15 protein-coding genes and 1 riboswitch are annotated in these 12,509 nt (G+C 70.0%); of the genes, 3 read left to right on the forward strand and 12 right to left on the reverse strand.

Annotated elements, in window-relative coordinates:
• Positions 1-36: 36 nt before the first annotated feature.
• The 3 genes from HUX53_RS14525 to HUX53_RS14535 form a co-directional block, all read right to left on the reverse strand.
• Positions 37-321, reverse strand: a complete 285-nt coding sequence (locus tag HUX53_RS14525; protein WP_176403713.1) for an antibiotic biosynthesis monooxygenase family protein — start codon at positions 319-321, stop codon at positions 37-39.
• A 263-nt stretch (positions 322-584) separates the two neighbouring features.
• The gene (locus HUX53_RS14530; RefSeq protein ID WP_309237222.1) at positions 585-1,031 is read right to left on the reverse strand and encodes a lamin tail domain-containing protein; all 447 of its coding nucleotides are present in this window, start codon (positions 1,029-1,031) and stop codon (positions 585-587) included.
• Positions 1,032-1,145: 114 nt separating this feature from the next.
• Positions 1,146-1,622 (reverse strand): SDR family oxidoreductase, encoded by a 477-nt coding sequence (locus tag HUX53_RS14535; RefSeq protein ID WP_309237223.1) that lies wholly within the window; start codon positions 1,620-1,622, stop codon positions 1,146-1,148.
• A gap of 144 nt (positions 1,623-1,766) precedes the next feature.
• Between HUX53_RS14535 and HUX53_RS14540 the strand changes: the two genes are divergently transcribed.
• A complete protein-coding gene (locus HUX53_RS14540; RefSeq protein ID WP_309237224.1) occupies positions 1,767-2,927 on the forward strand; it encodes a transposase in 1,161 nt (386 codons plus the stop codon).
• 120 nt (positions 2,928-3,047) lie between these two features.
• Here HUX53_RS14540 and HUX53_RS14545 read toward each other — a convergent pair whose 3' ends face one another.
• Positions 3,048-3,320, reverse strand: coding sequence for an SDR family NAD(P)-dependent oxidoreductase (locus HUX53_RS14545; RefSeq protein WP_176403715.1), 273 nt, complete (start codon positions 3,318-3,320; stop codon positions 3,048-3,050).
• A gap of 175 nt (positions 3,321-3,495) precedes the next feature.
• Positions 3,496-3,664, forward strand: a riboswitch (cobalamin riboswitch).
• Between the two features lie 114 nt (positions 3,665-3,778).
• On the opposite strand from HUX53_RS14545, the gene metE reads away from it, so the two are divergent.
• Positions 3,779-6,016, forward strand: coding sequence for a 5-methyltetrahydropteroyltriglutamate--homocysteine S-methyltransferase (gene metE, locus HUX53_RS14550; RefSeq protein WP_176403716.1), 2,238 nt, complete (start codon positions 3,779-3,781; stop codon positions 6,014-6,016).
• A gap of 59 nt (positions 6,017-6,075) precedes the next feature.
• On the opposite strand, the gene HUX53_RS14555 is transcribed toward metE, so the two are convergent.
• The 6 genes from HUX53_RS14555 to HUX53_RS14580 all read right to left on the reverse strand — a co-directional run bounded on the left by HUX53_RS14555 (position 6,076) and on the right by HUX53_RS14580 (position 10,256).
• Positions 6,076-6,834 carry an ATP-binding protein gene (locus tag HUX53_RS14555; RefSeq protein ID WP_176403717.1) on the reverse strand — a complete coding sequence of 253 codons (759 nt, stop codon included), beginning with the start codon at positions 6,832-6,834 and terminating at the stop codon, positions 6,076-6,078.
• Positions 6,835-7,180: 346 nt separating this feature from the next.
• The gene (locus tag HUX53_RS14560) at positions 7,181-7,378 is read right to left on the reverse strand and encodes a DUF397 domain-containing protein (RefSeq protein ID WP_176403718.1); all 198 of its coding nucleotides are present in this window, start codon (positions 7,376-7,378) and stop codon (positions 7,181-7,183) included.
• Between the two features lie 5 nt (positions 7,379-7,383).
• Positions 7,384-8,223 (reverse strand): helix-turn-helix transcriptional regulator, encoded by an 840-nt coding sequence (locus tag HUX53_RS14565; protein ID WP_176403719.1) that lies wholly within the window; start codon positions 8,221-8,223, stop codon positions 7,384-7,386.
• 125 nt (positions 8,224-8,348) lie between these two features.
• The gene (locus HUX53_RS14570) at positions 8,349-8,564 is read right to left on the reverse strand and encodes a DUF397 domain-containing protein (RefSeq protein WP_176403720.1); all 216 of its coding nucleotides are present in this window, start codon (positions 8,562-8,564) and stop codon (positions 8,349-8,351) included.
• Complete coding sequence (locus tag HUX53_RS14575; RefSeq protein ID WP_176403721.1) at positions 8,561-9,388, reverse strand: SAM-dependent methyltransferase; 828 nt, start codon at positions 9,386-9,388, stop codon at positions 8,561-8,563. The genes HUX53_RS14570 and HUX53_RS14575 overlap by 4 nt, the downstream gene beginning before the upstream one ends.
• 37 nt (positions 9,389-9,425) lie before the next feature.
• Positions 9,426-10,256 (reverse strand): SAM-dependent methyltransferase, encoded by an 831-nt coding sequence (locus HUX53_RS14580; protein WP_176403722.1) that lies wholly within the window; start codon positions 10,254-10,256, stop codon positions 9,426-9,428.
• 157 nt (positions 10,257-10,413) lie between these two features.
• On the opposite strand from HUX53_RS14580, the gene HUX53_RS14585 reads away from it, so the two are divergent.
• Positions 10,414-11,241 carry an MBL fold metallo-hydrolase gene (locus tag HUX53_RS14585; RefSeq protein ID WP_176403723.1) on the forward strand — a complete coding sequence of 276 codons (828 nt, stop codon included), beginning with the start codon at positions 10,414-10,416 and terminating at the stop codon, positions 11,239-11,241.
• Here the strand turns inward: HUX53_RS14585 and HUX53_RS14590 are convergent.
• Both HUX53_RS14590 and HUX53_RS14595 read right to left on the reverse strand, forming a co-directional pair.
• The gene (locus tag HUX53_RS14590) at positions 11,238-11,486 is read right to left on the reverse strand and encodes a hypothetical protein (RefSeq protein WP_176403724.1); all 249 of its coding nucleotides are present in this window, start codon (positions 11,484-11,486) and stop codon (positions 11,238-11,240) included. The two genes, HUX53_RS14585 and HUX53_RS14590, sit on opposite strands and share 4 nt — an antisense overlap.
• A 2-nt stretch (positions 11,487-11,488) precedes the next feature.
• Positions 11,489-12,509, reverse strand: a 1,021-nt coding sequence (locus HUX53_RS14595) for a hypothetical protein (protein WP_217919436.1), incomplete at its 5' end; no start/stop codon positions are given.

Below are 12,509 nucleotides of genomic sequence, written 5' to 3' on the forward strand. Positions count from 1 at the left end.
AATCCCAACCCGCACCCCTCAACTCTGCCACCGGCGCTACGGGGCCTCGACCCCCGAGATCAAATACCTCATCACCTCGGCACGGCGAATCTGGGCCGCCTGCTCCGCCTCGGGCCCCGCACCCCGGAACCGCTCGACGTCCTCGCCGCTCTCCCACCGCTCGTACACGTTGATCCGATCCGGCTCGACCAGGTCGGCCGACACGGCGAAGTCAAGACACCCGGGCGCGGCCCGCGCCATCCCGACGACCTCCCGGCACCCGTCCAGATACGCGTCCCGGGCCCCCGCGTCCACATACAGCGCCCCCGAAATGATGACCACTGGCTCGCCCTCCGCTCGCTGTCATCCGCAAGTCTGCCGGGCCCCTCTGACATTCCGGCCGGACGCCGCGCAGCCGGTCGACACATCACGCCGAAAATCGCCTTCAGACACACGACTGCCACGGCACCAAACAGCGATCAGAAGGCGTAGCTCAGCGGACCGACGGACGATTCGGGACACTCCAGGCGTCATCCTCGTCCACGCGAGGCCGGACACGCGCGGCTCGGCTCTCTTGTGAGGGCCGAGCCGCGTCGTGGAGAGGGTCAGCAGTACTTTGAGGAGCCCTTTTTGCCCCAGGAGCATTTGTCCGCCAGGCGGCCGCTCGGGTAGAGGAGGTAGGCGGTGTCGCCGGTGTTGTTCCAGACGTACCAGGTCTTGCCCCAGTAGCGGTGCGTGGCCGTGTTCTTGCCCTTGCCGGTGTGAATGTAGACCGACTTCCGGCCCTTGATCGTGTAGGAGCCGAACGTGTACGTGTAGCCGGTCTTGTCGCGGAGCTTGACGCCCTTCAGGTTCTTGGACGATCGCGACGTGTTGAACAGCTGCACCCATTCGGCGTTCAGCGACTTGGTCGACCCCGTGTCGCTGCCCGGCGAGTTGTAGTACACCCGGTAGATCTGCACCGGACTCGCGGCCTCGGCCGGCGTCGCCACCAGCACCCCGGCTCCCGCCACCGCGATCGCGGCGGCCCCCGTGACGAGAAGCTTCCTCACCCTGTGGATCCCTTCCGATCGAACGAATCCCTATATGTATCGGTATCCGGCGACAATCGGGGGGTCCTGGCCAGCTTTGGGTTCGCTGTCAACCAGGCTCGGCGGCCGAGCGTCCTACGTACCGCGTTTTCCCAGGTCGTCCGGGAAAACACGGGCTTCTTCGGGGTCCCGGCCGACCGCGTGCCGCCCGCCGTCCACGGGGAGGACGGCGCCGTTGACGAAACTCGCCTCGTCCGAGAGCAGGTACGCGACGGCTGCGGCCACTTCGTCGGGACGTCCGACGCGTCCGACCGGATGGAGCAGCCGCATTTCGTCCTCGATTCGCCGCCTCTCGCCGACGTTCCGGCCTTCCAGGAATGTTTCGTAGCGGTCGGTTGTGATCGAGCCAAGAGCCACGACATTCGTTCGGATGCCATGCGGGCCGCAATCAACAGGCAACGCCCGGATGAGGCCCTCGACGGCCGCCTTCGCGGTCGCGTAGGGAAGAGAACCGCGTACCGGGCGCTGCGCCTGGTGGGACGAGATATTGACGATGGCGCCACCCGTCCCGACGTCCATGAAACGACGGACGGCAGTGACGCAGCCGACCACAGCCGGGTCGAAGTTCAGCAGGCTTTTAGCGGAACCCCGGTCCTTCAGGGCCGGGAGCTATCGCTTCCCTCTGGGCGGCGGGTCTAGCGCCGCCCGGGTTCACCCCGCACCAACCGGGGAACTGTAATGATAAAGTCACCGATTGTGAAACTGGTGATCCAGGTCAGGCTGCTGCCGACGCCCGAGCAGGCGGCGGCGTTGACCGACACCCTGCACCAGGTCAACATCGCCGCCAGCCAGGTGGCGGCCGTGGCGTTCGAGGAGTTCGGGCTGAGCTGCCGTGAACTGCCGCTGCGGACGCTGTGCTACGGCGACCTCAAAGCCGGCGGGCTCGGCGCGCAGGCCGCCCAGCATGTGATCAAACGGGTCGTGGACGCCTACACCACGCTGCGCGGCAACATCCGCAACGGCCACCTGGGTGGGCCAGCGTCCCGGCGCCGCCGCAAGGCCGAGTCCAAGCCGGTCGTGTTCCGCCTGGACGCCGCGCACACCTTCGACGACCGGTGCCTGTCGTGGCAGTTGGACGCGGGGACGGTCAGCCTCTGGACGGTGGCCGGGCGGTGCAAGAACTTGCGGTTCGCCTGCTCACCCGACCAGGCCAAGATGCTGGCCGCGCACCGTAAGGGCGAATCGGACCTTCTCCACCGGGACGGGAAATGGTTGCTGATCGCCACCTGCGACGTCTCCGAACCCCAGGTGTGCGAGCCCGCGGACTGGGTGGGGGTGGACCGCGGCATCGTCAACCTGGCCACCACCTCCGACGGCGACAACCATCAGGGCCGCCGCCTTTCCCGGTACCGGCGCTGGCAGGCCCGTAAACGCGTCGAACTCCAAGCGACCCGCACCCGATCGGCCGCCCGGCTGCTGAGGAAGCAGGCCCGCCGCGAAGCGCGGCACGCCCGGCACATCAACCACAAGATCGCCAAACAGGTCGTCGCCGTCGCGGCACGCACCGGACGCGGCATCGCACTCGAAGAACTGAGTGGGATCCGCGCACGGGCCACGGTTCCACGCGACCAGCGGGCACGCCTGTCCTCCTGGCCCTTCCACCAACTCGGCGCCTTCATCGCCTACAAGGCCCGCCGTCACGGCGTGCCGTACATCGAGGTGGATCCGGCCTACACCTCCCAGCGCTGCCCCCGCTGCGGCCACACCGCGAGGAACAACCGTCCCTCGCGGGATCACTTTGAATGTCGCCGGTGCGGTCTCGCTGGGCCCGCCGACGTCGTCGCCGGGGTCAACGTACGCGACCGCGCACGCTCGGCGTGGGTATTCGTCAACATGCCCCAACCCGCCCCCACATAGCATGAGGGCGGGTGGATGCGACCCGTGACCGCCCCGCCGTAGCGGGCAGTCGGGAGCGTAAACAAAGCCCGAGGGACCGAACAGACAAGCTCGGTCCCTTCAGGGCCGAGTAGTTGACCGCTACCAGATCCAACCAGGGACGTCACGGAAAATGGCGGCGTTGTTCACCCAGCCGGTGAGCGTCCCGGCTTCTTGCGCCAAGTCGACCGCCCGTTCGACGACATCCTCGTCGGCGGCGCTCCCCACGACCGTGATCACACGGTCGTCCGCCCATTCCAGCGCCGCCGGGTCGAGTTCGATGACCACGGCCTTGCCGCCGTCCGCGAGCAGCCGTTCGACAATGCCGCGGCCGACGCCGCGACCGCCGCCCGTCACTACGAAAGTCCGTTGCATCGAGGTCTCCTCGTGAGTCGGGACACGTCCCCATGATCGTCGCTGGGCGCGCCAGAACCACCGCAACCCGAGCCCGCCGCCCACCCGGCGCGCCGCCGTGGCGTGGTGCGCGGGTGTTACGGAGCTACCGCTCCATCGGATGCTTGAGGGGGTCGGTAGGGTTGGGGGTGCGGATGGTTCGCTCGTTTGAGCGTCGTAAGAGGGAACCCGGTGTGAGTCCGGGGCTGCCCCGCAGCGGTGAGTGGGAACGACCGCCGTCATTGAGCACTGGGTCACGCGGCCTGGGAAGCGACGGCCAGTAGGACGCCTCCATGAGGTGATGCCCGCGAGTCCGAAGACCTGCCTCCGCCCGCGCGCCGGCCGGTGCGCGGTGGTCTGCGGCCTCGTGGGAAGGCCGGCGGCACCGGTGTGCCGTCGCCGTTCCCGGGGTCGCCCGTGGCACAGCGAGGGAAGCCGCCATGAACACGACGATCCTCGGATACCCCCGAATCGGGGCGGACCGGGAGTTGAAGGTCGCCACCGAGGACTACTGGGCGGGACGCGTCGGCGCCGACGCGCTCGCCGAGACCGGGGCCGAGCTGCGCGCCGAGGTCTGGACGGGCCTGCGCGACGCCGGGGTGGACGGGATCCCGTCCAACACGTTCTCGTTCTACGACCAGATGCTCGACACGAGCGTGCTGGTCGACGCCGTCCCGGAGCGCTACCGGCGGCTGGACGGGCTCGACCGGTACTTCGCCATGGCCCGCGGCGTGCAGGACGTCCCGCCACTTGAGATGACCAAGTGGTTCGACACGAATTATCACTACATCGTCCCCGAGCTGGGGCCGGACACCCGGTTCCGGCTGGCGGACGGGGCCGCCGCCAAGCCGCTGGCCGAGTATCGGGAGGCGAAGGCGCTCGGCATCGACACGCGCCCCGTGCTCGTCGGGCCGCTCACGTATCTGCTGCTGGCGAAGCCGTCGACGAGCGGGTTCGGGACGCTGGAGCTGCTCGACGGGCTCGTGGACGTGTACGCCGAGGTCCTGGAGCGGCTGGCCGGGTCCGGCGCGCAGTGGGTGCAGCTGGACGAGCCTGTCCTCGTCGCCGACCGGAGCGAGGAGGAGATCGACGCCCTGGCCCGTGCCTATGCGCGGCTCGGGCAGTTGAGCAGCCGACCCCGGCTGATGGTCGCCACGTACTTCGGGACGGTCGGGGCGGACGCGTTGCGTGTGCTGGCGAGAAGTCGTGTGGAGGCCGTCGGTCTTGATTTCGTCGCCGGGCCCGGCAATGTGGAGGTGCTCGCGTCGGTCGGCGGGCTACCGCGCAAGACGCTCGTCGCGGGCGTGGTCGATGGGCGGAATGTCTGGCGCACCGACGCCAAGAAGGCCCTGGCCACCTGCGCCTCCGTGCTGGGGCTCGTCGATCAGGTCGTGGTCGGGACGTCCTGCTCGCTCATGCACGTCCCGCTCGACCTGGAGCGGGAGACCTCGCTAGACCCGCAGGTCCGGGGGCGGCTCGCGTTCGCCAAGCAGAAGGTCGCCGAGGTCGTCGCGCTTGGACGGGCGCTCAGCGACGACACCCCGATCCCGGCGAGCGAACAACTGCCGGAGGCGGGCGTCGACCAGGCCGTCCGCGAGAGGCTCGGAAGCATGGGCGACACGCGGCGTGGCGACCGCGCCGCACGGTTCGCCGCGCAGCGGGACGCGCTCGGCCTGCCCGACCTCGCGACCACCACGATCGGCTCGTTCCCGCAGACCCCCGAGATCCGCCGGGCCCGCGCCGACCGGCGGGCCGGGCGCGTCACCGGCGCCGACTACGTCAAGGCGATGCAGGACGAGATCGCCCGCGTCATCGCGCTACAGGAGGACCTCGGCCTGGACGTCCTCGTCCACGGCGAACCCGAACGCAACGACATGGTGCAGTACTTCGCCGAGCAGCTCGACGGGTACGCGGCGACCGACCACGGGTGGGTGCAGTCGTACGGGTCGCGTTACGTCCGGCCGCCGATCCTGCACAGCGACGTCGCGCGGCCCCGTCCGATGACGGTCGAGTGGGCCACGTACGCGCAGTCGCTGACGAGCAAGCCGGTCAAGGGGATGCTCACCGGGCCGGTCACGATGCTGGCCTGGTCGTTCGTCCGGGACGACCAGCCGCTCGCCGAGACCGCCCGCCAGGTGGCCCTCGCCCTCCGCGACGAGATCGCCGACCTGGAGGCGGCCGGCATCCGCGTCATCCAGGTGGACGAGCCGGCGCTGCGCGAACTCCTGCCGCTGAAGAACGAGGAGCGCGCCGCCTACCTCGACTGGGCGGTCGGCGCGTTCCGGCTGGCCACGTCCGGCGTCAAGGACACGACCCAGATCCACACCCACATGTGCTACTCGGAGTTCGGCGAGATCATCGGCGCGATCGGCGCGCTGGACGCCGACGTGACGAGCGTGGAGGCGGCCCGCTCGCACATGGAACTGGTCGGCGACCTGCGCGCCGCCGGGTACGAGAACGGCATCGGGCCCGGCGTGTACGACATCCACTCGCCGCGCGTCCCCGCCGCCGCGGAGATGGAGGAGAACCTGCGCCGCGCGCTGCGGGCCGTCGAGCCGGGACGCCTGTGGGTCAACCCTGACTGCGGCCTGAAGACCCGCGCCTACCCGGAGACCGAGGCGTCCCTGCGCAACCTGGTCACGGCCGCCCGCCGCGTCCGGGACGACCTGACGGGCTGACCCCCCGCCGCCGCATGGCCCGCCCCCACCTCGGGCCATGCGGCGGCCGTTCGGCAGCGTCAGTCGTCGTTCATGGACTCCCAGATCCGGACGAGTTGCTCGCACACCTCGGTGATGTCCGCGATCGGGAGTTTGCCGGACTCGCCCGACCGGGCGCACCAGCGGAACGTCGCCGATTCGCACCAGACGGTCAGGTCGCCGTGTCCGGACAGGATGGAGATGCCGAGTTCGTCCCCCGGCGTGAGGTCGTCGATGCCGCGCTGGAGGAGCAGCGCGTGCAGGTCCCTGGTCGCGTGCGGCTCGTCAGTCCGCCACATGTGCCGGATGCGGCGCGCGGTGCGCGGGAGGGGCAGCGCGAACCAGGTCGCCTTCCCCCGCACGGCCGGCGTCCGGAGCCGGGAGCGGGACGGGTGGTGCCCCCACCGCCCCTGGGTCAGCAGTTCGATGATCTCCAGGCCGCGGCCGTGTTCGAGCATCGGGCCGGCGGGCGCCTGCGGGCGCCACCCCCGGAACATGTCGAACGCCTTGACGACCAGTTCGTCCCGGCCCCGCCCGTCCGTGCGCTGGTAGACCCACAGTTCCGGGTCGGCCGCGCCGTCGGCGGGCGTGGCGTGCTGTAAGACGTTCGTGGCCAGCTCGCTGACCATGAGCGTGATGTCGTCGACGTCCTGGACGGACAGCCCGAGGGCGGGGAGCAGCCCCGTGACATGGGCGCGGGCGACCCGCGCGATCGAGTCGTCGGCGGGCAGGGGCAGGGCCGCGCAGCCGCCGTTCTCCAGCCTCCACGGAATCCCGCACGTCGCTGCGGCCTTCGTCATGGCGCCCACCTCGGGGGTTACGGAGACATTCGCGATTCGGACATTCGCGCCTTGAACCTCCACGGTTCGCGACTCGCTATGTGTGAATCACAGAACCCAGCTTCGCACATTTCTGGCCGGATGGCGCGGTAGACGGCAAGGATCATGCGGGAGAAGTTGAGACGTTCACCGATGTACCCGAAAGCGACCAAACCACATGGCCGCGCGGTATAAGAAACGTGTACCGGAGGACGCGGGACGACCGGCGCCCGCCGCTGTAGCGTGGACGGCGCCTGAGAGAGGGCCGCACACATAAAAGGTCCCCCAGGGGTGCAGCCCTGGGGGACCGTGTGTGCGGCCCGGTCAGTCAGCGGTCGTACCTGCCGGCCCGCACGTCTTCGAGGAACGCGGCGAAGACGGTCCGGGGAACGACGTGCGCCCCGGCCTCCGGCGTCCTGCTGTCGCGCAGCCCGGTGGCGGTCTCAAGGTCGGCGACCTCGACGCATCCCCCGTTGCTGCTCGCGCTCGCGGTGGCCTTGAACCACCGTGCCTGAGAGAGGTCCATAAGTCTTACTCCAGCTTCGCGATGAGTGACTCCAGGTGGGCCGCGGTGTCGGCGGTGCTCAGCGCCGCCGCGCGGATCTCGTCGAAGATCTCGCCATACGCCTCCACTCTGCCGGGGTCGTCGATCTCCTGGATGTCGGCGTCGTTCTCCAGGAAGACCATGGACGGCTCGTCGCCGGGGAAATCGAAGATGTTGACCAGCGTCGACATGCCGGGGTGCAGGCCGTCCGACAGGCGCAGCAGCCGCAGCTCGACGTTCGGCCGCTCGGACATGGTCAGCAGGTGGCGCAGCTGGGCGCGGCGGTCGCCGGGGTCGCCCCACTCGTACATCAGGGACGCCTCGGTGAGCACCGCGACCACGTCCGGCGCGTGCTCGTCGCGGTCGAGGATCTGCTGCTTGCGCAGCCGGGCCCGCAGCGCCTGCTCGCGCCACTCCGGCGTCTGCGTCCCGGTGGTGAGCAGCGCCTGCATGTACGGCAGGGTCTGCAGCAGCCCGGGGATCACCAGCGGCATGACCACCCGGATGCTGGACGCGTCCCCCTCGTAGCCGGGGAACTCGTTGTGGAACACGTCCGGGTAGTCACGCCACCAGGCCCGCTGCCTGGCGCGCGTCGCGAGTTCCTCCAGCTCGTCGAGGTCGCTGCCCGCGTAGATGCGCGCCAGGTCGCGGATGTCACTGAGCTCGGGACGAACCCAGTTGTTGGCCTCGAACCGGCCGACCTTGCCCCTTCCCCAGTTCAGCCGGTCGCAGACCTGGTTGGCCGTGTATCCCGTCCCGACGCGCAGCTCTCGCAGGCGGCGCGCCAGCCCCCGTTTGGCAATGGTGGCGCCGTAGGCCTCGCTCATCGGCACCACCTCCCTTGACATACGGCCGGCATCAGCATACGCCTTCCGAATTTGTGAATCACAGATTTGGCCGGATCAGGAAGCGCATCACGACTCGCGTCAGGTAAGGCGGTCATGAGTCCGCCTCACGATGCGGCCCGGTCGAACTCGCCCTTCTTCACCCCGTCCAGGAAGCAGGCCCATTCGTGCTCGTCGAACACGGAGATGAGGTCCCCGGACGTGCGCAGAAGCGTCCATTCCCCGACAAAAGCGACTTCGATGCCGCCCTCGTCGTTGGACGAGCGCTGCCAGTCGAGAGTGTCCGGGTCGATGCCCAGCTCCGCCACGGTCGGCTTCTTCATGCTGTCTTCCTCGCTACACCGCAGTACGCCCACCGGGACCCATCACTATCGGCGGCGACAGGGTCCTCAGCGCCCCACTCGCCGGTGTAGGAGATCTCGCGTCCCGCCCCGTCGTACGGCGGGACGAGCTCCAGCCCGGTGAAGAGCCGGGTGACCTCCGCGCGTGTCCGCATGTGGACGGCCGCGGTGGACTTGGAGTACTCCTCCTTGATCGTGCCGAGCGCCCGCGCGGACTGCCGGTCGTCGGTCGCGGCGGACAGCGCGAGGTAGCTGCCGGGCGCCAGCCGGCTCATGTACCGCTGGATGAGGCCCCACGGGTCGTCCTCGTCCGGGACGAAATGGGTCAGCGCCACCACCAGCAGCCCGACCGGCTCGGTGAAGTCGATCGCCTCCTGGGCGGTCTGCTGGCCGAACAGCCCGTCCGGGTCGCGGAAGTCGGCGGTGATGAACGCCGTCCCGGTCGCGCCCTCCAGCAGTTTGTTCGCGTGCACCCGCACCAGCGGGTCGTTGTCGACGTACAGGATCCGCGCATCCGGGATGACGGCCTGCGCCGCGTCGTGCGTGTTGTTCATCGTGGGCAGCCCGGCGCCGATGTCGATGAACTGCCGGATGCCCTGCTCGGCCAGCCACCGCACCGAACGCTGCAGGAACCCGCGGTTCGCCCAGGCCGTGTCCATGGCCTCGGGCATGTTCGCGCGGATCTTCTCCCCGGCGATGCGGTCGACCTCGAAGTTGTCCGTGCCGCCGAGGAAGTAGTCGTACATTCGAGCCACGCTGGGGACGGTGATGTCCACCCCGGGGGGAGCCTGCTCGATATCGCTCATTGTTTCGCCTCCAATGCCGCATCCACGAACGGCTTCTTCATGCTGTCTTCTTCGCCACGGCGGCATAGCCCAGCCGTGAGCCATCACTATCTGCGGCGACAGGGTCCTCGGCACCCCATTCGCCGATGTAGCACAGCTCCGCGGGCGCCCCCTCGTACGGCGGAACGATCTCCAGTCCGGTCAGGAGGCGCTCGATCTCCGCGCGGGGCCGGGGGTAGCCGCCGCCGGACGACGACCTGGCGTACACCGCCGTGACCTCGCCGAGCTCCTCGCTGACCTGCCGGTCGCTGGTGATCGCGGACAGGGCCACGTAGCTGCCCGGCACGAGCCCGCCGACGTACCGCCGGACGAGCCCCCACGGGTCGTCCTCGTCCGACACGAAGTGGGTCACCGTCACCAGCAGCAGCGCCACCGGCTGGGTGAAGTCGATCATCGCCCGGGTCACCTCGTGCCCGAGCAGACCGTCCGGGGCCCGGAAGTCGGCCGTGATGCAGGCCGTCCCCGCCACCCCCTCCAGCAGGGCCTTCGCGTGGATCTCGACCAGCGGGTCGTTGTCGACGTACAGGATCCGCGCGTCGGGCGCGACCGCGTGCACCGCGTCGTGCGTGTTGTTGCCGGTCGGCAGGCCGGCTCCGATGTCAATGAACTGCCGGATGCCCTGCTCGGCCAGCCAGCGCACCGAGCGCTGCAGGAACCCGCGGTTCGCCCACGCCGCGTCGTTCAGGTCGGGCATGTGCGCGCGGACCTTCTTCACGGCCTCGCGGTCGACCGCGTAGTTGGCCGAGCCGCCGAGGATGTAGTCGTACATGCGAGCCGGGCTGGGGACCGTGACGTCCACACCGGGTGGGGCCTGCTCGATGTCGCTCACCGTTTTACGCCTCCATTGCCGCATCTTGTGATGCACGAATTATGAAGCACCCCGTCCGCCCGAGGCGATGCTCCGCCAGCGAACGGTATCCATCGGGCATGGCAGGGTTCGGCGCCGTTCCCCCGGGCATCACGGGCCCGAAAAGGGGGGATCGAGCATGAAAACCGCACCTGAACTCGCACTACGCCAGGTCACGATGGAATTCATCGGCAACGCCACGACGCTGCTGCGCTGCGGCCCGTTCACGCTGCTGACCGATCCGAATTTCCTGCATCGCGGGCAGCGCGCCTATCTGGGGTTCGGGCTCACGTCCAAGCGGCTGACCGAGCCGGCGCTGCGCATCGAGGAGCTGCCGCGCCTGGACGCCGTCGTCCTGTCCCACCTGCACGGCGACCACTGGGACCGGGTCGCCCGCGGGAAGCTCGACCGGGGGCTGCCGATCGTCACGACGCCGCACGCGGCCCGCCGGCTGCAGGGCTGGCACCGGTTCCGGCACGCGACCGGGCTGCGCACCTGGGAGTCGCACACCATGGTGAAGGACGGGGCGATGCTCCGGATCACCTCGATGCCGGGCCGGCACGCGCCCGGCGCGGCCCGCATGCTGCTGCCGCCGGTGATGGGCAGCCTGCTGGAGTTCGGCCCGGCGACGGGCGAGGTGCAGTACCGCCTCTACATCACCGGCGACACGCTGATGTTCGACGGAATCCAGCAGATCGCCCGGCGCAACCGGAACATCGACCTCGCCGTCCTCCACTTGGGCGGCACCAAGCTGCCCGGCGGGCTCATCGTCACGATGGACGCGACGCAAGGCGCCGACCTTGTAGAGACGATCCGTCCTGGACGAGCCGTGCCCGTCCACTACAACGACTACACGGTCTTCAGTTCACCTCTGGACGACTTCCGGCACGAGATGGAACGCCGCGGATTCGGTGACCAGGCGACCTACATCGAGCCCGGCCAAACCCACACATACACTCAGGCTTAACGCCGACCCACTCGTTCTCGTAGAGCGCGGGCCATTCGCAACGGGAAGAGGCCGACGAGCGGGGCACGCCGTCCCAGATCGTCGGTGTCCTTCCTGTCGAAGGCTCGGGCATAGCGCTGCGCCTGGGACGCGGTGTCGTACTCCTTGGAGCCCTCGGCACCGCATTCACGTACGCACGTCCAACGCATCGTCGAACCGTCGGTGCTGAAGGCGTAGTCGTGCCCGAATATCCGGCAGGCGAGCATGGTCACTCCTTGCTCTCGGGCGGCCCGTACTGGTTGCGGGCGAGCGGCCGGGCCCGTCCCTCGTGGACGGCCTCACGCAGCGCGGCACGGAACCGTCCCGGGCCCCAGTAGCGCGCGCCCACCATGTCGGCGAGCCGGTTGCGGGCCGTCGGCCCGTGCTCGGTGAGCGCCTGCGCGATGGTGTTGACCTCGCGGTCGAGCGCGATGTCCCCGTCGGACGTCCAGTCGGTCGACCATCCGGCCATCATGCCCGGCGAGGAGAACGTCCGCCCCGGGCCGGGACGGAACCGGCGCAGCCCGGTGGGCCGCTCCCGCTCGCGGCGCAGCACGCGTTCGCGGATGCGCTCGTCGCGTTCCCGCGCCGCCCGCGCCCGCTCCGCCGCCTCGGCGCGTTCGCGGTCCGCCTGCTCGATCGAGCCGGACTCCGCCGCCAGCGACTCGGCGGCGGAGCGGTGCTGCGCGGCCTCCATCCGGTCGGCGGCCGACTCGGCCCGCATCCGGTGGACCTCGGCCTCCCGTTCGTGCCCTTCGGCGGCCGCGTCGTCCTGTTCGGAGCGGGCCAGGTGCGCGAGCGCCAGTTCGGCGTGCATGCGCTCCCACGCGTCGTAGGTCTCGGCCTGGTCGAGGGCGATCTCCGCCTCGATGCCGTCGAGTCCTTCGGCGCGTCCCCTGGTCTCGGCGGCCATCGCCCGCTGCTCGCCGGCCCGCGCGCGCTCCGCCGCCGCCTCCGCGAGGGCCGCGTGCAGCTCGGAGTCCGCTTCGTTCTCGGCGGACAGCGCCTCCGACCGCTCGCGGAGCGCGCGGGCCCGCTCGTCCGCCGCCGCGGCGCGCTCCAGCGCGCTCGTCCGCTCGGTGTCGCTCCCGGCCCGCTCGGCGTTGCCGCGCTCGTCGTGGGCGGCCGCCTCCTCGGTGAGGCGCTCGGCGTCCCACTCGGCGATCTGCGCGCGGACCCCCTCGCCCCGCCGCCGGTCGGCGGCGCCGGCACCGGCCTCGACCACGAGCCGCCCCTCACTCCCACCCCAC

The organism is Actinomadura sp. BRA 177 (assembly GCF_013372625.1).
GTDB lineage: Bacteria > Actinomycetota > Actinomycetes > Streptosporangiales > Streptosporangiaceae > Spirillospora.

Excerpts from the sequence above, each read along its gene's own strand:
- HUX53_RS14545 (WP_176403715.1), bottom strand. The coding sequence starts at position 3,320 with ATGCAACGGACTTTCGTAGTGACGGGCGGCGGTCGCGGCGTCGGCCGC.
- metE (WP_176403716.1), top strand. The coding sequence starts at position 3,779 with ATGAACACGACGATCCTCGGATACCCCCGAATCGGGGCGGACCGGGAG.
- HUX53_RS14555 (WP_176403717.1), bottom strand. The coding sequence starts at position 6,834 with ATGACGAAGGCCGCAGCGACGTGCGGGATTCCGTGGAGGCTGGAGAAC.
- HUX53_RS14560 (WP_176403718.1), bottom strand. The coding sequence starts at position 7,378 with ATGGACCTCTCTCAGGCACGGTGGTTCAAGGCCACCGCGAGCGCGAGC.
- HUX53_RS14565 (WP_176403719.1), bottom strand. The coding sequence starts at position 8,223 with ATGAGCGAGGCCTACGGCGCCACCATTGCCAAACGGGGGCTGGCGCGC.
- HUX53_RS14570 (WP_176403720.1), bottom strand. The coding sequence starts at position 8,564 with ATGAAGAAGCCGACCGTGGCGGAGCTGGGCATCGACCCGGACACTCTC.
- HUX53_RS14575 (WP_176403721.1), bottom strand. The coding sequence starts at position 9,388 with ATGAGCGATATCGAGCAGGCTCCCCCCGGGGTGGACATCACCGTCCCC.
- HUX53_RS14585 (WP_176403723.1), top strand. The coding sequence starts at position 10,414 with ATGAAAACCGCACCTGAACTCGCACTACGCCAGGTCACGATGGAATTC.
- HUX53_RS14590 (WP_176403724.1), bottom strand. The coding sequence starts at position 11,486 with ATGCTCGCCTGCCGGATATTCGGGCACGACTACGCCTTCAGCACCGAC.